Here is an 18,183-nt window from a genome sequence, read left to right as displayed (position 1 = left end):
CGGTGGCGCCCAAGACGCCACCGCGTGGCGTGGAAGCAGCAGCAAGCGCTTCGCAAGCTACCCCGTGTTGCGTAGTTCGGTAGCGTGGACACGATGCAGACGCGAACATGATCATTAGGGCTCGCAGTTTACCGGCTGTCCAGTTGGGCTCCTGATGCTGATGGAAACGGATCGCCCCGTTTCGACGCTACTCCTAACTAGTCTTCGGACTTTGGCTTGTAGTTCTGCCAGATATGCGGCTCTTGCTCCCAGGGCGGCGCGCACTGTTCAAATTCAAGATGATACCTCGCGGGCGAATCCAACGAATGGTGAACTTCGCTATAGAACTGGACACGCTGCTGGTAACCGGAATCGTCGCGATTGCGATAAAGGTGCCTTAGCTCCGAGTCGGTGACGCTTGTCCCAGCGTAGTATCCATGTTTGTAGAATGGCTTCTTGGCTGGCGCCGACGTCATCTCGCCATGACCGCTTAGGCCAAAGGCGACATCGCGACCGGTCTCCACAGCGAAAGAGATGGCACCTTTGGATTTTTTCTTGAAAACGTTGGTTTCGTTGAGGGCCGCTTGCTTCTTTACCTCCTTGTAGGTTCTACCTGCCAAGGACACTGGATCACCACTCATCGACATCGCCCTACTCATGTCAGGCGTTTCGTTGCTGAAGTTCTCTCTGTTGTGATCATTCACGGCGGACGCCCATTTCGGATTTGATCGCAAATGATCCGCAAAATGCTGGTTCAATTCCGGACAACGCTCCTCCGGGTCGAACGATGGATGACCACCCAAGAACTGACGCACAGTAATCGGAATATTTTGCAAACTATGCATCATGGCGGCTTCATCGCCGTCATGTGCCCACAGCAAGAATTTATCCTGTGTCTCCTGGCGGCCAAAGAAAAGCGTATTTTCAGTCTCTCCAACAAGGCGGCGCTTGGAACTTTCTGGCGCTTGCGATTGCTTTGGCGCGGGCCTCAGGCCCTCGAATCTTCCGGATGAAGATGTACTAGAACTGATTGAATCGGGACTAGGGAATTCTTCTTGGTCGTGTAACGAATTCAAAGTGTTTGTTGCCGGAGAGTTCGGCAAGCTACTGCACTTGGAGATACATGAACCCATCTTGGCTACCTCGCATTAAATTTTGGTCTGGCGATGGCGTTGATCATCGTAGTGGCGAATAATTTAATCACCACTACCCCTCACTGTCTGCGCAAATACGAATTGGCTCGCAAGAATACGAACGGGCCTCGACACTGAAGGAGCAGCAGAGCCTGCCATCCACCGCGATTGCCACACCCGTGAATGCAATTGGCGCCGCCAATCCTAGATAATGTCCGCATGTCATTTTCCTATCTCTCGCTGTCGCCGCAGCTGCAGCCGTTCTTCGACACCGCGCTGACCCGCGCCGGTCACCACACGCCCACGCCGATCCAGCAGCAGGCGATTCCGCCGATGCTGCAGGGCCGCGATCTGATCGCGATGGCGCAGACCGGCTCGGGCAAGACGCTGGCCTATGCGCTGCCGCTGCTGCAGCAACGCTGTCTCGCTCCGGAGTCCGCACCGCGCGTACTCGGGGCGCTGGTGCTGGTGCCCACGCGCGAACTCGCCGCGCAGGTCGAAGACACGCTTAGCCAGCTGGCGGCGCATCTGCCGCGCAGGCTCAAGATCGTTGCGGCGACCGGGGACAGCTCGATCAATCCGCAGCTGCTCGCCTTGCGCGGTGGTGCCGACATCGTGGTGGCCACGCCCGGCCGGTTGCTGGATCTGGTCGACCACAACGCGCTGCGTCTGAGCGAGGTCGCCACGCTGGTGCTGGACGAAGCCGACCGCCTGCTCGAGCTGGGCTTCGGCGCCGAGCTCGATCGCATCCTGGCGCTATTGCCGGCGCAGCGCCAAAGCGTGCTGTTCTCGGCTACGTTTCCAGCCGGCATCGCCTCGCTGGCCAAGCGTCGCCTGCGCGACCCGCTGCGCATCACCATTGCCGCCACGCCCCAGGCTGCACCTGCGATCGAGCAACGCGCCATCGCTGTCGACGCCGGCCAACGCACGCAGCTGCTGCGCCATCTGCTGCAGGAACATGGCTGGTCGCATGTGCTGGTGTTCGTCGCCAGCCGGCACACCGCCGACAAGGTCGCCGAAAAACTGACCAAGACCGGCATCAACGCGCAGCCGTTGCATGGCGAGTTGAGCCAGGGCCGGCGCGAGCGCACCCTGTATGCCTTCAAGCAGCGCGAGGTGCAGGTGCTGGTGGCCACCGATCTGGCCGGGCGTGGCATCGATATCGACGCGCTGCCGGTCGTGGTCAATTACGACCTGCCGCGTTCGACCGTGGACTACACCCACCGTATCGGCCGCACCGCGCGTGCCGGCGCCAGCGGGGTGGCGATCAGCTTCGTCTCTGCGGAGAGCCAGCCGCAATGGCGCCTGATCGAAAAACGTCAGGGGCTGCGCGTGCCGACCAGCGTGGTTGCCGGCTTTGAACCGACCCTGGCGACAGATGCGCCTGCGACGGAAACACCGAACACCGACACACGCGTTCCGGACGACAACGGCGGCATCAAGGGCAAGCGGCCAAGCAAGAAGGACAAGCTGCGCGCAGCGGCAGCACAAGCAGGCAAACCGGACTGAGAGCGGGGAGTTACGTGTAACGCGCCGTCGTCACGCGAACAAGGCGCGGGAACCGCGCTTAGACACGCAGCACATGCGCAGGCCGGGCAGCGTCCAGCACGCGTCAATACCCGTTTTGTGCACTCTTGGCGCGTTGCGCGTTACGACTTCGCACTGAGCAGACATCTGCTGCCAAACACGTGCCTCTTGTAAACCACGCGATCTGTCTTTAGATCCGCTGAGGCAACACGCGGCGACGGCCACCCGCGTTGCTGATCACACCCAAGCAAAACCTTGCCAACGCAGCGGCAATCCACCGCCACGTCTATGCGGCAAAGACTCAGTCCTGCTCGAAATCCAGCTCGCCGCCCATGCCGCTATCGCCATCCACGCGCGGGATGCGCTTGCCGGGCTTGCGCAGGATTTCCACGAAGAACTGCTCGCCACCTTCGCTGGTGAGCGCATTGATCGAGCGGATCAGCTCGGCCGGCGGCAGCGGCGCGGCGCTGGCCTCGTCCACCCCGAAGCGCATGTCGAAGTCCCAATAATCCGCGCCTTCCGGCAAGTCCTTGCGGCGCTCGCGGCGGATGTACTTGCGGATATCGTTCTTGCTGGACTCCAGCAGACGATCGCGGTTCTTGCCTTCGAGGTTGAGCTGGTAGGTCTTGCGCATGGCGACATCGGTTGGGAACTGGCCGCCTATTGTGAGGCCACACGGCCGTTCTGGGTGAATCGGCGGCTGTCCGGGCGGGATTCGGGCCTGCACTGCGACCGAAGCCGGGAACCTCCCCCGACGCGTGCCGGCCCTGGCCTTCGGACGGAAGCTCGGTCAATCCGCTGAGACACCGCGCCGCTGCAACGCTGCAATGGCAGTGGAGTGGGAATCGCGCGAGCGACACTGCCACGCGATCTCTGCGACGGGGCTCTCGCCACCGTCGCAGACCCAGCTCATGCGTGCTTGGCAGACGTCGGCGCGCCGCTGTTCTCCGGCCGGATCTTGAACCAGATCGAATACATCGCCGGCAGAAACACCAGGGTCAAAATCGTGCCGGCCAGCGTGCCGCCGATCAGCGTGTAGGCCAGCGTGCCCCAGAACACCGAGTGCGTGAGCGGGATGAACGCCAGAATCGCGGCCAGCGCGGTCAGGATCACCGGCCTGGCACGCTGCACGGTGGCTTCCACCAAGGCGTGGAACGGGTCCAGCCCTTCGGCCTCGTTGTGATGAATCTGCCCGATCAGGATCAGCGTGTTGCGCATCAAGATGCCCGAGAGCGCAATCAAGCCCACCAGTGCATTGATGCCGAACGGTTGCTGGAACAGGATCAAGGTGGGCACCACGCCGATCAGCCCCAGCGGGCTGGTCAGGAACACCATCACCATCGCCGACATCGACCGCACTTGCAGGATGATGATGATCAAGGTGACCGCCAGCATGATCGGGAACAACGGCAGCATCGCGGCAGTCGCCTTGCCGGACTCCTCGATGGAACCGGCCTCCTTGATCTGATATCCGCTGGGCAGTTTGTCGATGATCGGCTGCAACTGCTTGGTGATCGCAGCCGAGACATCCGGCGGCTGCAGTTGGTCGTCGACATCGCCGCCCACCGTGATCGTCGGCACACGATCGCGGCGCCGCAGGATCGGCTCTTCCATCCGCACATCCACGCTGCCCACCTGCGACAGCGGCACGCGTTGGCCATTGGCGCCGGCCAGGGTGAAATCGGCGATGCGTGCCGGATCAAAACGCGTCTCGCCGGCCGAACGCGCCACCACCTGCACGCTGCGAATATCTTCGCGCACCAGCGTGATCGGCACACCGCTGAGCAGGAACTGCAGCTGCTGAGCGACTGCGGTCGAGGTCAGCCCCACTGCCTGCAGACGATCCTGCTCCAGAGTGAAATGCAGCGTTGGTGTGCGGGTGCCCCAGTCGGTGTTGACGGTGCGCAGCATCGGGCTGTCCTGCAGGACCTGCTTGACCTGCGCGGCGATACCGCGCAACACCTGCGGGTCGGCACCACTGACACGGTACGCCACCGGAAATTGCGAGTACGGGCCGAAGGTCAGTTGCGTCACACGCACGCGCGCCTCCGGTGCCAGGCCTTCGGAGACGGCCTTGCGCATGCGCAGCTTCAATGCATCGCGTTCGTGCGGGTTGTCGGTGCGCACCACGATCTTGGCAAATGACGGATCCGGCAACTCCGGGCCCATTGCCAGGAAGAAGCGCGGCGCGCCCTGCCCGATATACGCGGTCACAATCTTCGCTTCGTCCTGCTTGGCAAGCCAGGCTTCCAGCTTGGCGGTAGCGGCACTGGTCTGGGTGATCGAGGTGCCGTACGGCAGTTGTACTTCGACCAAGACTTCGGGGCGATCGGAGATCGGAAAGAACTGCTTCTTGACGATGCCCATGCCAAGGATGGCCAGGACAAACAACCCGATCACCGAGCCGGCGACCAGCCACTTGCGTGCGATGACGCGTGCGAGCGCATTGCGGAAGCGGTTGTAGCGCGGCGTGTCGTACATCGCGGCGTGGCCGCCTTCGATCTTCTTCAGGTCGGGCAGCATCTTGACGCCAAGGTAAGGCGTGAACACCACGGCCACCACCCACGAGACGATCAACGCGATCCCCACGATCCAGAACATGTTGCTGGTGTATTCGCCGGCAGTGGAAGCGGCAAAGCCGTTCGGCATGAAGCCCACTGCAGTCACCAACGTGCCGGACAACATCGGCGCGGCGGTATGGCTCCACGCATAGGCCGATGCGGCGACGCGGCTGTAGCCCTCCTCCATTTTCACCACCATCATCTCGATGGCGATGATGGCGTCGTCCACCAACAGCCCCAGCGCCAGGATCAACGAGCCCAGCGTGATGCGGTCAAAATTCTTGCCGGTGGCCAGCATCACCACGAACACCGCCGCCAGCGTCAGCGGCACCGCGGCTGCCACCACGATACCCACGCGCCAGCCCATGCTGACGAAGCACACCAGCATCACCACCAGCAGCGCGACGAAGAACTTGGTCATGAACTCGCCCACCGACGCGTCGATGTTGACCGCCTGGTCGGTGACCTTGCTCAGGCGCATGCCCAGCGGCAGCTCGGCATTGATCGCGCCCACTTCGCTATCCAGCGATTTGCCCAACTCCAGGCCGTTCCAGCCATCGCGCATGATGATGCCCAGCAGCAACGCCGGCTCGCCGCCACTGCGGATCATGAAAGTGGACGGATCTTCATAACCACGTTTGACGCTGGCGATATCCGACAGCTTCAAGGTGCGGCCCTGCACCACCAGCGGGGTGTCGCGAATTTTCTGCAAACTGTCGAGCGCGCCGTCCAGGCGAATGAACACCTGCGGCCCACGCGTTTCCACCGAACCTGCCGCATTCAAGGCGTTTTGCGCATTGAGCGCGGCAAACACCTCCTGCGGACCGACGCCCAGCGTAGCCAGACGTTCGTGCGAGAACTCGACAAAGATGCGCTCAGGCTGCTCGCCGATGATGTTGACCTTCTTGACGCCCGGCACGTGCAACATGCGCTGGCGCAGGCTTTCCACATCGCGTGCGAGCAAGCGTTGCGGCTCGCCCTTGGCCTTCAACGCGAACAGCGCAAAGGTGACGTCGGCATATTCGTCGTTGACCATCGGCCCGATCACGCCGGCCGGCAGGTTGCCGACTTCATCGCCCACCTTCTTGCGCGCCTGATAGAACTGCTCCTGCACCTGGCTGGGCGGTGTGCTGTCCAGCAACGTCAACGTCGTAAACGCAAGACCGGGGCGCGTATAGGTTTCGCTGCGGTCGTACCAGCGCAGTTCCTGCAGGCGCTTTTCGAGTTTTTCGGCGACCTGGTCCTGCATTTCCTGCGGCGTTGCGCCCGGCCAGGCAGTGATGATGGTCATCACCTTGACCGTGAATGCCGGGTCCTCCGCACGGCCAAGCTTGAGGAACGCGACCAGGCCGGCCAACGAAATCAGAAAGATCAGGAACAGCGTAATGGAGCGCTCGCGCACCGCGAGCGCCGAGAGATTGAAGCGGCCCTCGCTCACGGCTGCGCTCCTGCCGCGCTCGCGGTCTTGGTAGCATTGGTCGCGCCACTGGCAGGCGCAATCGTGTTGGCTACCCGCACCTGCTCACCTTCGCGCAACAGGTGCGCACCCAGCGCAACGATGCGCTCGCCACGCGCCAGCTTGCCGGCCACGTTGGCATGGTCGTCGTCCAGGCCCAGCACCGTCACCGGCCGCCAGCTCACCTTGGCCGGGTTGCCGGCAATCACCCACACGCCCGTCCCCTTGCCCGCATCGAACAGCGCGGCCAGCGGCACCTGCAGGCCGGCCTGCGTGCTGGCGGCCGGGCCGTCGGCAATGCGGATGCTGACGGTAGTGCCCAGCGGGGCATCGGCCAATGCGCCGTCGAGCACGTAGCGCGCCTCGAAGGTGCGGGTCAGCCGGTCTGCGCTGTCGGACAGCTGACGCAGCGTGGCCGGCACCGTGACGCCTGCATTGCCGAACAGCGTGGCCTGCGCGACCGAGCCAACCGGCGGGCGCAATGTTTCCGGCAGCTGCACGATCGCCTCGCGGCGCCCGGCATGCGCCAGCCGCACCACCGGCTGGCCGGCGGCCACGACCTGCCCTGGTTCGACCAGTGTTTCCATCACCACGCCGTCGGCGTCGGCCAACAGATCGCTGTAGCGCTTGGAATTGCGGGCCACCTCGGCCTGCGCCTGGGCCGCGCTCAGCTGCGCCTTGGCGGCATCCGCTGCGGCCTTGATCTGGTCGTAGGCGGAGGCGGAGATGGCGCCGGTGCCACGCAGATCGCGGTAGCGCGCCTCATCGTCGGCAGTCTGCTGCGCGCGTGCCTGCGCGGCTGCCACCGCGTCCTGCTGCGCGCGTGCGGCGAGCTGGAGATCGACCGGGTCGATCCGCAGCAACGGCTGCCCGCGCGTGACCCGCTGGCCGGTATCGACCAGCCGCTCCAGCACCTTGCCGGAGACCCGAAAGCCCAGATCACTCTGCACCCGCGCGGCGACCGTGCCGGAGAAGCTGCGCGCTGCCGTACCGGCCTCTTCGACGGTGGCCACGCGCACCAGCGGGGTCGCAGTGCGGGGGTCGGGCGGCGGCGCCTCGCCGCAGGCGATCAATGCCAGCGGCAGCGCACACAGGAAGGTGGAGATAACGAGGCGGCGGCGAAGCATGGAAATCCCAGTGCGTGCTGTTGAAGGCTCGCATCTTGAGACTTGTGACCATATCAGTCAATAGTCACTATCGACTTTCAGGGCGAAAGGCTCCGCAACACCAGACCCGACAGCAGCAGCGGCACCTCGTCGGCATGCTCCAGGCTGTGCTGCAGCAGCAGCGGATTCATGTACGGGCGCATCACCACATAGATCGCCTGGGTGGCTTCGTCCAGTGGCGTCTTGCGCTCGAAATCGCCACTTTGCCGGCCTTGCTGCAGCACGTCCTGCAGCACTTTATGGATGCGCACCTCGTAAGCGATCACCGACTGCCAGCGCTCGGTCGCCGCCGAGGTCGCAATCTCATACAGCTTGCGATCCTGGAAAAACAAGCGGAGGCTGGCCTCAATGATCACCTTGAACAGCCGCCGCAGCTTCTCGGGCGGCTGCTCGGCCTCGTCCACCGCCGCGCGCACCTCGGTCTCGATCTCGCGCAGGCAGTTGCTGCAGATCATCTCGCCGATGGCCTGCTTGGATTCGAAGAACTTGTAGATGTAGGCCTTGGAGAACCCGATCGCCTTGGCCAGATCGGACACGGCCGTCTTCTCGTAGCCGTAGCGGCTGAAGTGCTCGGTTGCCGCTGCCACGATCTGGTCGCGCACATCGTGGTCGGCCGGACCACGGCCTGAAACGGGATAGCTGGATGCTTTGCTCATACCGACAGCTTAGCGCTCAAACACAATCTGCACAAAAGTGACCGTTTCGTATTATAGTCACAGCCCGCCATTGCCTTCGTCGGTACCGTCATGTCGTCACTTCGCACCCTTGCCGCGCTCATCGCCGCCAGTCTTGCCGCAGGCTGCGCCGTTGGCCCGGAGTACACCCGCCCATCGGCGCCCCTGCCGGATCGCTATCTCGGCCAGGCAGCGGCCGAGCAGCGCCAGGCCGCCACACGGGCCGATCTACCGACCTGGTGGACCGGTTTCGACGACCCGGACCTGAGCCGCTACGTCACCCAGGCGCTGGCGCAGAACCTGGACCTGGCCCAGGCCAGCGCCCGCGTCACTCAAGCCCGCGCCGGGCTGACCGCTGCCACGGCCGCACTGCTGCCTTCGGGCAACATCAGCGGCAACGCGACCCGCGCCTATCAGTCACTGGAAACGCCGCTGGGCCAGATGCTCAGCAGCACGCCCGACTTCGACCGCTATGCCAGCACCTACGAAGCCAACCTGAGCGCGAGCTGGGAGCTGGATCTGTTCGGCGGCCTGCGTCGCGGGCGCCAGGCCGCACTCGCCGACTATCAGGCCAGCGAAGCCGGTGCAGCCGCCACCAGGCTGGCAGTGGCCGCGCAGACCGCCGACATCTACATCAGCATCCGCGGCCTGCAGGCACGCCTGGAGGTGGCGCAGCGCCAGGTCGCCACGCAACAGGGCCTGCTGTCCATGGTGACGCTGCTGCATGGCAAAGGACTCGCCCCCGAGCTGCAGCTGCACCAGGCACAAGGCGCGCTTGCACAGGCGCAGGCATCGGTGCCCGGTATCGAAAGCGGCCTGGTCGCGGCAATGAATGCACTGGACGTGATGTTGGGTGTTGCGCCAGGGACGCATCGTGCAGAGCTGGCCACCAGCAAACCCATTCCGCTTGCACCGCGCATTGCCGAAACGGGCACGCCCGGCGACCTGCTGCGGCGCCGCCCGGACCTGATCGTTGCCGAGCGCCGGCTGGCAGCGTCGAACGCGCGCATCGGCGTGGCAATGGCCGAGTACTACCCGAAATTTTCGCTCAGCGGATTACTCGGCAGCGCCACCGCCATCTCCGGCGCCAACCTGTTCACCAGCGATGCCAACCAATCTGCCGGCGTGCTGGGTTTGCGCTGGCGGCTGTTCGATTTCGGCCGCATCAATGCGCAGATCGCACAGGCCAAGGGTCAGGAAGCCGAGCAGCTGGCGGCGTATCGCCTGGCCGTGTTGCGCGCCACGGAAGACGTGGAAAATGCGTTGACCGCACTGGTCAAACGCGAGCAGCAGGCAGCGGTGCTATCGCAAGGCGTGGATGCACTCGGCAAGGCGCGTGGTGCATCGGCGCTGGCCTATGAGAAAGGCGTGGTCAGCCTGATCGAAGTCTTGAATGCCGACGACAGCTTGCTGCGTACCTCCGATGCGCAGGTGCAGGCACGCACCGACGCGGCACGCAGTGCAGTGGCCACCTTCAAGGCGTTGGGCGGCGGTTGGCAATCCGGCGCCACCGATGCGGTCGCGGTGCAGTAGTCGTCACCACGTTGTACGTTGATGCTGTAGCACCATCGACGCGATGCCACTCGCTCAAGTGGCATCGCGCAACGCATCGGCGTGTTCAGTGCGCGTGGAAGCGAATGCCCTGATTGATCGTGCATTGATACGCCAACAGTGCCCCGCGTTGCTGCAGACTCGGCAGGTCGTACATGTAGGTGGTCAGCCGCACACTGTTGTCGGCAAGCACCTGGTAGCGCTGGAACTGCTGGAACGGCCTGCCATCGCTGCTGGCAGCGATGAACTGGGTGTCGGAAAACGCCAGGGTGCCGTCCGCGGTAAGACGGTAGGCGCCGATGCGCACACCACCGCGGCTGCGACTGGATGCAGTGCCCGCTTCAGCCGTGCAGCGTGATAGATCAACCGACACCGCCACATTGCGGCCGGCCTCCAACGCATCGATCAGGCTGGCTTGCGTGTTCAACGATTGCGTGGCGAATGCGGGAACCGCGCTGGCTGACAGCACCGCGATAGCAAGTGAAAAATACAGACGTGAGGACATGTGCTTTCTCGGTAATGAGGGGGCAAACGCACTCAATCGGCGTGGAAGCGGATGCCCTGGTTGATCGTGCATTGATAGGCCAGCACCGGGCCACGTTGTTGCAGGCCCGGCAGGTCGTACATGTAGGTGGTGAAACGCACGCTGCCATCCGGGCGCAGCTGATAACGCATGAACTGCTGGATCGGCTTGCCGTCATTGGCCACGGTGAAATGCGAACCGGAGAATGCGGCGGTGCCGTCCTCGGTGATGCGATAGGCATCGATATGGCGGCCGCCACGGGTCTGGGTGACCGGGGTGCCTTCTTCGGGCGTGCAGCGAGCGAGATCGGTCGTCAGGCTGACGTCATAGCCGGCCTCCAGGGCCGCGAGCACTTCAGCACGGGTGTTGAGCGATTCGCTGGCCCAGGCGGGCAGCGCGCAAGCGCACAGCGTGGCGAGCAAGGCAGTGGCAGCAAGACGGGGCATGGCGGACTCCAGGCGGACGAGGGGATGAAGCGACCTGGACTGTAATCAGCCCAGGCCGATCAACATGACCTACTCCTGTCTGCACCGGTGCAGTGCGCTACGCATCACGCTGCATGATTGCGCTGTTTGGCGAAGTCCGCGCGAGATGGCGAGATGAGGGCTATACCTGCGCGCGCAGATCAAGATCCCGCTGGAAGGAGCGATAAGCCCCTCTCCCATCGGGAGAGGGGTTGGGGTGAGGGTACGGAGCGAAGCTACTCGCATCGTCCAACTACACGAGGCTGCGCTCGTACCCTCATCCGCCCCTTCGGGGCACCTTCTCCCGACGGGAGAAGGGTTTAAAGCCCCTCTCCCGTCGGGATAGGGGTTGGGGTGAGGGTACGGAGCGAAGCTACTCGCATCGTCCAACCGCACGAGGCTGCGCTCGTACCCTCATCCGCCCCTTCGGGGCACCTTCTCCCGACGGGAGAAGGGTTTAAGCCCTCTCCCGTCGGGAGAGGGGTTGGGGTGAGGGTACGGCCACTTACAAACGCGCATTGACCTCGCGCGGCACATGTTCCGGCTCCGGCTGTAACGCCGGCATCGCGCCCAACAACAGACGCTCGGCCAACGCACGCGTGGCGACGCGCAACTCCGGCACCGCAGTGATTTCCCAATAGCGCCCACGCAACAGCGGACCAACGCAATACAACCCCGGCACGATTTGCCCGGCGCTATCGCGCACGCGCAATTGCGCGTCGGTATCCACACCCAGTCCCAACGGATCGGCACGCAGCAGGCCGGCCTCGCGCATACCGGCGATCAGCGGGTCGCTGGTGCGGTCGATGTCAGTATCCAAGCCGGTCGCACGGATCACCGCATCGTAATGGCCGGTCTGCGCGTCGGCAGCACCACGCGGGCGGATCACCGCCTCCACGCCATCGGGCACCCAACGCGCACGCAGCAAGCGTGCAGCGGTCACCTGCAATTGGCCTGAGGCCTGCAGCTGCGCCAGTTGTTCTGCCGCGCCCGGCGCAACCCGATGCCGCGCCACTTCCCAATACGGCCGCAAGTGACGCAGAAAGCGCGCACGCTCAGGTAGCTCAAGACGCTGCCACAACGGCTGCAGATGCGGGCGCAGAGCATCCACAACGCGCCGCCAATCGTCGACCACTGCGCTCAGCTGACGCACGCCGCGTAGCAGGCCACGCAGGTCGGCGTCCTTGAGCGCGCGCTGCAGATGCGGCGGCAATTCCAGCGCCGCGCCTGGCTGACGCAGATGCGCCTGTGGTGCCAGCCCCCGCCGCGAGATCGCCACCAGCCGGCCACGATGCCCGCGCGCATGCAGGGTCAATGCCACATCCACCATAGTCAGCCCGGTGCCAACGATCAGCACGTCATCGTCGGGCGACAACCGCGCCAGGGCATCGCCCTGCCACGGCCAACCGATATAGCGCGGATGCACGCTCAAACGCGGGCCGATGCCGGCAAGCGCCTGCGGTTGCAGCGCACCGACCGCCAACACCACGCGGTCGCTATGGAAGGCATCGCCATTGGCCAGAAACACGCGAAACCCCTTGCGCACGCGCTCCACTGCCACCGCCTCTTGCGATAGCCGCATGATCGAGGCCTGCGCGCCGCTGACCGCGGTATCCAGCTCGCTGCGCAGATAATCGCCATAGGCCAGGCGCGGCAGGAATTCCAACCGCCCGCTATCGCCAAGATGCAGGGTATCTGCGAATGCACCGGGCGCTTGTGCATCGATCCCCAGGTCTTTGGCACGCACGTTGAGCAAGTGCTCCGGCCGCGCCGCACCATAGGCAATGCCGCTGCCGAAGGTCTCGGCCACGCCGACCAAAGTGATGCGGACCTGCGCGTCGGCCGTCTGCGCCAGCGCACGAACCAGCGCGGTACCGCAAAAGCCGGCACCGATGACGGTGATATGGGTTTCCATGTGCAACTCCCACTGAATGACCCGCACGTTGTGCCCGCAGCGCGGCGAGAACGTGTAAACAAATGGTTAGCGGGGAGCAAGCGAAAACGCATGAGCTGATCATGGTTGGTGATGAGGCTTGCGTCGCAGGCCACGCGCGCGCCGCATTGCATGTAGATGACAGCGCACGCGACCGCAGGTAGATGCTGGTGCATGGCTCACCGCCCGGCTCGCAGCGCGGCGCTGCGCACCGCGATTTGGATCTTGGGTGCGCTTGCGATGGTGCAGACGACACCGCCATGGCCCCCAACACCCCGTATGACCAGGCTGCTCGATAATGCCGGTTTCCGATCGAGTGCCCGCCATGCTCATTCCTTCAGCACACCCGCAACTCCCGCCGCGCGACCAACGTGTCCTGATCGCAGGCGGTAGCCGTGGCATCGGCCTGGCCATTGCCGACGCGTTCGTGCGCAATGGCGCGCACGTCTCGCTGTGCGCACGCAATGCCGATGGCCTCGCACACGCCGCACATGCGTTGGCGCCGCACGGCGCGCCGGTCCACACCTTCGCCTGCGACCTATCGGATGCTGCGCAAATCGAGGCCTATGTGGATGCTGCAGCGCAGGCATTGGATGGTCTTGATGTGGTGATCAACAACGCCTCCGGCTATGGACACGGCAATGACGATGCAAGCTGGCAGGCCGGCCTGGACGTGGATCTGATGGCCGCGGTGCGTTGCAATCGCGCCGCGCTGCCACACTTACGCAACAGCGCTGCGGCGGTGATCCTCAACATCAGCTCGATCAACGCGCAACGCCCCACACCACGCGCGATCGCCTACTCCAGCGCCAAGGCGGCGCTCAATTACTACACCACCACGCTGGCCGCAGAACTGGCGCGCGAGCGCATCCGCGTAAACGCGATTGCGCCAGGCTCGATCGAATTTCCGGACGGACTATGGGCACGGCGTCGCGATGAAGAACCGGAACTGTATGCACGCATCCGCGACAGCATCCCGTTCGGCGGATTCGGGCAGGTGCAACACATTGCCGATGCGGCGTTGTTTCTGGCATCGCCGCAAGCGCGCTGGATCACCGGGCAAGTGCTGGCGGTGGATGGTGGGCAGTCGCTGGAAGTGAACTGAAGGCAGAGATCACGGTTGTTGCGCCGCAAGCCGATGAGCACCACGGCCGCAAAAATCGCACCCCCAATGCGCTCCAGGCCCTGCGCGCCGCCCACGCCCGACTGACGCCTGCTCGCTACATAGTGTTAGCCGCTTCTGAAGGAGCGATCCGAACCGTATTGCAACAGTTCACTGACGGCGCCGCACTCAGAGCTTGAACGCGCAACGCTTCCGATCCTTATCTGAGCAGATCGACACGTTCGAAAGGTTCGGGTCTTGCACCCAGCTTGCGCCGACGGGCTGCGCTACTTTTTCAGCTTCAGCGACATGCGCAATCCGGAAAGGCCCGGGCCGGCGTAATCGCAGGCGATCAGATGTTCGTCGCTGAGGATGGATACCGAAGTAAAAGTCAGCTCGCGCGGCTCGACATCGTCTGCCTCAGGGGGATTGACGCCGATCCACGGATTGCCATTGGAGGTCGAAATCGTGGTGTAGGTGTCGCCTTCGACAGATTTGGACTTGGCGATACGAGCACTGTGCAGGTCTGGACACGATTTATTGATATCGGTGGCTGCGGCGGCGTTCCCCGCCATAGCGGCCAACGCGACCACCATCACCAGTGATTCACGATACATCTATCTCTCCTGATTGAGACGCCATGAATATGACGTCAAGCACAGTACTGTCGACTATCGGCAGCGTAGATGCATCCAGAATGCCGAAAGGACAACGCGCCATACGAAAAAGGCGACGGAACCTCGTCAAACATCGGCAAGATAACGTGGCTACGGAATGCACATCGCCTTAGAGCAAATCGCCATCGGGAAGATTCGCCTCTTGCTTGTTATGCAGTTGGCGCCCTTGTGCGCTTGCACTGCGGTGACATGCGCCACCTGCACCGACTATGGCCCAGCACATGCGAGACGCGAGGAGTTCTTCCGCCCGCGTGATCGACCTGCCGGCAGATGGCCGTGATTACGACCGCCGTAGTACGAGCGCCGCAGTTAGAGTGAGGCAATTACGCCACCAACTCCGCTGCCTCCACACAATACTCGCCGCGCGCAGGCGCCAGCGCTGCACACACCATTGCCGCGGCGATCCGTTCGGCCGGGTTGATGCGGAAGCGGCGTGGCAGCAGCGGGCCGAGCGCGCCCAGCACGAGACTGCCGATATGTTCGCCGGTACGCCGCTCTTCGCGCTCGCCGCCGATCAGCCCCGGGCGTACGAAGGTCAGCGAGGGAAAGCCGACTGCGCGCAGATCGCGTTCCAGTTCGCCCTTGACGCGGTTGTAGAAGATGCGCGAATGCGCGTCGGCGCCAGCCGCCGAATTCAGTACGAACACCGAGGTGCCCTGCGCGCAAGCCGCGCGTGCCAGTGCCATCGGGTAGCCGTGATCGATGCGATAGAACGCTTCGCGCGAGCCGGCCTGTTTCATGGTGCTGCCCAAGGCGCAGATGGCCGCTTCCATGCGCGGGGCGGTCCAGCTGTCCAGGCGATCGAAGTCGATCACCTGGTTGCGCAGTTTGGGATGGATCTGCGTCAACGGCCGGCGCGTGATCGCAACCACGCCCGTGCAGCGCGTGTCAGTGAGTAACTGCTGCAAGACGTGTTTGCCGACCAGACCGGTCGCCCCTGCCAACAACACGTCCATCAGTGCGCTCCTGCCATCAGCGTGCGCCCTCGGAGACGATGCGCGCACTGCTGGCGATGCGATCGCGCTCCACCGCCAGCAAGGTCAACGAGTGCGCTGGCGCCTTCCATTCGCTGCCACCGGCCACCACGCGGCCGCCGTGGCGTGCGGTGTCGACCAGCACGCGCCAATGTTCGTCGTGCATCGCCGGCAGCGTGAATGTCACGCTGGTGGCGGCGGCATTGATCAACATCAGCAAGCTCACGTTGGCGGCGATCTCGCGCAGGCCGGTGGTCGGCGAGCGGCCATCCAGGCGCAGCATCAGCGCACGCGCTTCCGGGTCGTGCCAACCGGCTTCGTCCATCTCGTTGCCGTTGGGCGCCAGCCAGGTGAGATCGCGCAGGCCCAGCGCTTCATCGAACTTGCCATCGAAGAAACGTGCGCGATGCAGCAGCGGGTAACGCTGGCGGATGCGGATCAGCCTGCGCACGAATGCGGCCTGATCGGCGGCGGCAGCCTTGCTGGCAGCCGTCCAGTCGATCCAGGTCAGTTCGTTGTCCTGGCAATACGCATTGTTGTTGCCGTTCTGGCTGTGGCCGAATTCATCGCCGGCCAGCAGCATGGGCGTGCCTTGCGAGAGCAACAGCGTGGCGAGCAGATTGCGCATCTGCTGACGCCGCAGCTGCTTGATCGCCGGGTCGTTGGTGTCGCCTTCGACGCCGTAATTGGCCGAGATATTGTGGTCGCTCCCGTCCCTGCCCTCTTCGCCGTTGGCAAAGTTGTGCTTGCCCTCGTAGCTGACCAGATCGCGCAGGGTGAACCCATCGTGCGCGGTGACGAAATTGACCGATGCGGTGGGGCGGCGACCGCTGTGATTGAACAGATCGGCCGAGCCGGTGAGGCGTGTGGCCAATTCGGCCAGCTGCCCACCGTCGCCGCGCCAGAACGCGCGCACGTTGTCGCGGAACTTGTCGTTCCATTCCACCCAGCCCGGCGGGAAATTGCCGACCTGATAACCACCCGGGCCGATATCCCACGGCTCGGCGATCAACTTGGTCTGGCTCAGCACGGGATCCTGGCGCACCGCATCGAGAAAGCTGCCCGAGGGGTCGAAGCCATAACGCTCGCGCCCGAGGATGCTGGCCAGGTCGAAACGGAAGCCGTCGACATGCATTTCCTGCACCCAGTAACGCAGCGAATCCATCACCATGCGCAATGCGCCGACGTTGGTCAGATCGAAGGTGTTGCCGGTACCGGTGTCGTTAATGTAGAAGCGGCGATCGTCGGCCAGGCGGTAGTAGCTGGCGTTGTCGATGCCCTTGAACGAGAGCGTTGGCCCGAGTTCGTTGCCTTCGGCAGTGTGGTTGTAGACCACGTCCAGCAGCACTTCCAGCCCGGCGTGATGCAGGCGCGCCACCATCTGCTTGAACTCGGCCACGGTCCGCGTGGACATGTAGCGCGCCTGCGGCGCGAAGAAGCCCAGCGTGTTGTAGCCCCAGTAATTGCGCAGGCCTTTTTCCAGCAGGTACTGATCGTCGACGAAGGCGTGCACGGGGAGCAGTTCCACCGCGGTGACGCCGAGCGAGCTGATATGGTCGATCAACTCGTCGGTCTTCAGGGCCGAGAACGTGCCGCGATCTTCCGGCGGCACTGCCGGGTGCAGCATGCTCAGCCCGCGCACATGCGCCTCGTAGATCACCGTGCGATTCCATGGCGTCTGCGGCGGGCGATCCTGGCCCCAGGTGAAGGCCGGGTCGATCACGGCGGATTTGGGCATGAACGCGGCACTGTCGCGACGATCGAAACTCAAATCCTTGTCGCGATGGCCGATGGTGTAGCCGAACAGATGCGGCGCCCATTTGAGCTCGCCGACGATCTGCTTGGCATACGGGTCCAGCAGCAATTTGTTGTGGTTGAAACGATGACCGGCATCTGGCGCGTAAGGCCCGTGTACACGGTAGCCGTACAACTGGCCGGGGCGTGCATCGGGCAGATAGCCGTGCCAGACCTCATCGGTGTATTCGGGCAGCGCCAGGCGCTCCTGCTCGCGGCCACGCTCGTCGAACAGACACAGTTCCACGCGGGTGGCGTTGCGCGAGTACAACGCGAAGTTGACGCCCAACCCGTCCCAGGTGGCGCCGAGCGGATTGGGACGGCCTTCGCGGATGCGCGAGCGTTGCGTGAACTTGCGAGTGGCCATCGGTAACTCCTGAAAACGGTGAACTCAAAACCAGTGAGCGAATACGAATGCGTGCGGGTGCACGTTCAACCCTGCATGGCGCCGCCAGCAGGGTGCACCATGCAAGATGACAGAGGCACCGTTACTGACGTGCAGTGACGGGCGGGTTGGCCTGTTCGGCGGCGCGTTCTTCGGCGTCCACCAGGCGCTCGGCCATGGCCCAATGACGGGCCGCATGCCCGTCCGGGCGGCCTTCGGCCTCCCAGATCTCCTGTGCCAACTGGCGAAGTCGTGCCTGCCGTTCCGTGTCGTTCATTGCGTAC

The 18,183-nt window shown here is 63.9% G+C and carries 15 protein-coding genes and 1 other RNA gene; 4 read left to right on the top strand and 12 right to left on the bottom strand.

The window, feature by feature from the left end; translation table 11 throughout:
* Positions 1–197: 197 nt before the first annotated feature.
* A complete protein-coding gene (locus tag NDY25_RS13200) occupies positions 198–1,082 on the bottom strand; it encodes a hypothetical protein (protein WP_168959089.1) in 885 nt (294 codons plus the stop codon).
* Positions 1,083–1,331: 249 nt separating this feature from the next.
* On the opposite strand from NDY25_RS13200, the gene NDY25_RS13195 reads away from it, so the two are divergent.
* Positions 1,332–2,621 (top strand): DEAD/DEAH box helicase, encoded by a 1,290-nt coding sequence (locus NDY25_RS13195; protein ID WP_256627488.1) that lies wholly within the window; start codon positions 1,332–1,334, stop codon positions 2,619–2,621.
* Positions 2,622–2,940: 319 nt separating this feature from the next.
* On the opposite strand, the gene NDY25_RS13190 is transcribed toward NDY25_RS13195, so the two are convergent.
* From NDY25_RS13190 to NDY25_RS13175, 4 genes are all read right to left on the bottom strand, one after another.
* A complete protein-coding gene (locus NDY25_RS13190; protein WP_006448752.1) occupies positions 2,941–3,273 on the bottom strand; it encodes a DUF6172 family protein in 333 nt (110 codons plus the stop codon).
* Positions 3,274–3,548: 275 nt separating this feature from the next.
* Positions 3,549–6,638, bottom strand: a complete 3,090-nt coding sequence (locus NDY25_RS13185) for an efflux RND transporter permease subunit (protein WP_168959091.1) — start codon at positions 6,636–6,638, stop codon at positions 3,549–3,551.
* Positions 6,635–7,783 (bottom strand): efflux RND transporter periplasmic adaptor subunit, encoded by a 1,149-nt coding sequence (locus NDY25_RS13180; protein WP_168959092.1) that lies wholly within the window; start codon positions 7,781–7,783, stop codon positions 6,635–6,637. Before NDY25_RS13180 ends, NDY25_RS13185 begins: the two co-directional genes overlap by 4 nt.
* Positions 7,784–7,860: 77 nt before the next feature.
* Complete coding sequence (locus NDY25_RS13175) at positions 7,861–8,478, bottom strand: TetR/AcrR family transcriptional regulator (RefSeq protein WP_168959093.1); 618 nt, start codon at positions 8,476–8,478, stop codon at positions 7,861–7,863.
* Positions 8,479–8,568: 90 nt separating this feature from the next.
* Between NDY25_RS13175 and NDY25_RS13170 the strand changes: the two genes are divergently transcribed.
* Entirely contained in the window at positions 8,569–10,029 is a 1,461-nt protein-coding gene (locus NDY25_RS13170) for an efflux transporter outer membrane subunit (RefSeq protein ID WP_168959094.1), read from the top strand.
* An 85-nt stretch (positions 10,030–10,114) separates the two neighbouring features.
* Here the strand turns inward: NDY25_RS13170 and NDY25_RS13165 are convergent, their stop codons facing one another.
* The 3 genes from NDY25_RS13165 to NDY25_RS13155 form a co-directional block, all read right to left on the bottom strand.
* Positions 10,115–10,552 carry a VirK family protein gene (locus NDY25_RS13165; protein ID WP_168959095.1) on the bottom strand — a complete coding sequence of 146 codons (438 nt, stop codon included), beginning with the start codon at positions 10,550–10,552 and terminating at the stop codon, positions 10,115–10,117.
* Positions 10,553–10,584: 32 nt separating this feature from the next.
* Complete coding sequence (locus NDY25_RS13160; protein WP_006448758.1) at positions 10,585–11,016, bottom strand: VirK family protein; 432 nt, start codon at positions 11,014–11,016, stop codon at positions 10,585–10,587.
* A 523-nt stretch (positions 11,017–11,539) separates the two neighbouring features.
* The gene (locus NDY25_RS13155; protein ID WP_168959096.1) at positions 11,540–12,949 is read right to left on the bottom strand and encodes an FAD/NAD(P)-binding protein; all 1,410 of its coding nucleotides are present in this window, start codon (positions 12,947–12,949) and stop codon (positions 11,540–11,542) included.
* Between the two features lie 343 nt (positions 12,950–13,292).
* Here NDY25_RS13155 and NDY25_RS13150 point away from each other — a divergent pair, with 343 nt between their 5' ends.
* Together NDY25_RS13150 and NDY25_RS13145 are read left to right on the top strand one after the other, a co-directional pair.
* Positions 13,293–14,072, top strand: coding sequence for an SDR family NAD(P)-dependent oxidoreductase (locus tag NDY25_RS13150; RefSeq protein WP_168959097.1), 780 nt, complete (start codon positions 13,293–13,295; stop codon positions 14,070–14,072).
* 55 nt (positions 14,073–14,127) lie between these two features.
* Positions 14,128–14,203, top strand: a non-coding RNA gene (locus NDY25_RS13145) — sX9 sRNA.
* A gap of 153 nt (positions 14,204–14,356) precedes the next feature.
* Here NDY25_RS13145 and NDY25_RS13140 read toward each other — a convergent pair.
* From NDY25_RS13140 to NDY25_RS13125, 4 genes are all read right to left on the bottom strand, one after another.
* A complete protein-coding gene (locus tag NDY25_RS13140) occupies positions 14,357–14,686 on the bottom strand; it encodes a hypothetical protein (RefSeq protein ID WP_256627487.1) in 330 nt (109 codons plus the stop codon).
* Between the two features lie 383 nt (positions 14,687–15,069).
* Positions 15,070–15,702 carry an NAD(P)H-binding protein gene (locus NDY25_RS13135; RefSeq protein ID WP_168959099.1) on the bottom strand — a complete coding sequence of 211 codons (633 nt, stop codon included), beginning with the start codon at positions 15,700–15,702 and terminating at the stop codon, positions 15,070–15,072.
* A gap of 16 nt (positions 15,703–15,718) precedes the next feature.
* Positions 15,719–17,881 (bottom strand): glycogen debranching protein GlgX, encoded by a 2,163-nt coding sequence (gene glgX / locus NDY25_RS13130; protein ID WP_168959100.1) that lies wholly within the window; start codon positions 17,879–17,881, stop codon positions 15,719–15,721.
* Between the two features lie 121 nt (positions 17,882–18,002).
* The gene (locus tag NDY25_RS13125) at positions 18,003–18,176 is read right to left on the bottom strand and encodes a DUF2934 domain-containing protein (RefSeq protein WP_023902329.1); all 174 of its coding nucleotides are present in this window, start codon (positions 18,174–18,176) and stop codon (positions 18,003–18,005) included.
* Positions 18,177–18,183 lie beyond the last annotated feature (7 nt).

This window comes from Xanthomonas hortorum pv. pelargonii (assembly GCF_024499015.1).
Taxonomy (GTDB): domain Bacteria; phylum Pseudomonadota; class Gammaproteobacteria; order Xanthomonadales; family Xanthomonadaceae; genus Xanthomonas; species Xanthomonas hortorum_B.
The sequence above is the reverse complement of the archived record's forward strand: the minus strand, read 5'-3'. Positions and strand labels throughout refer to the sequence as shown.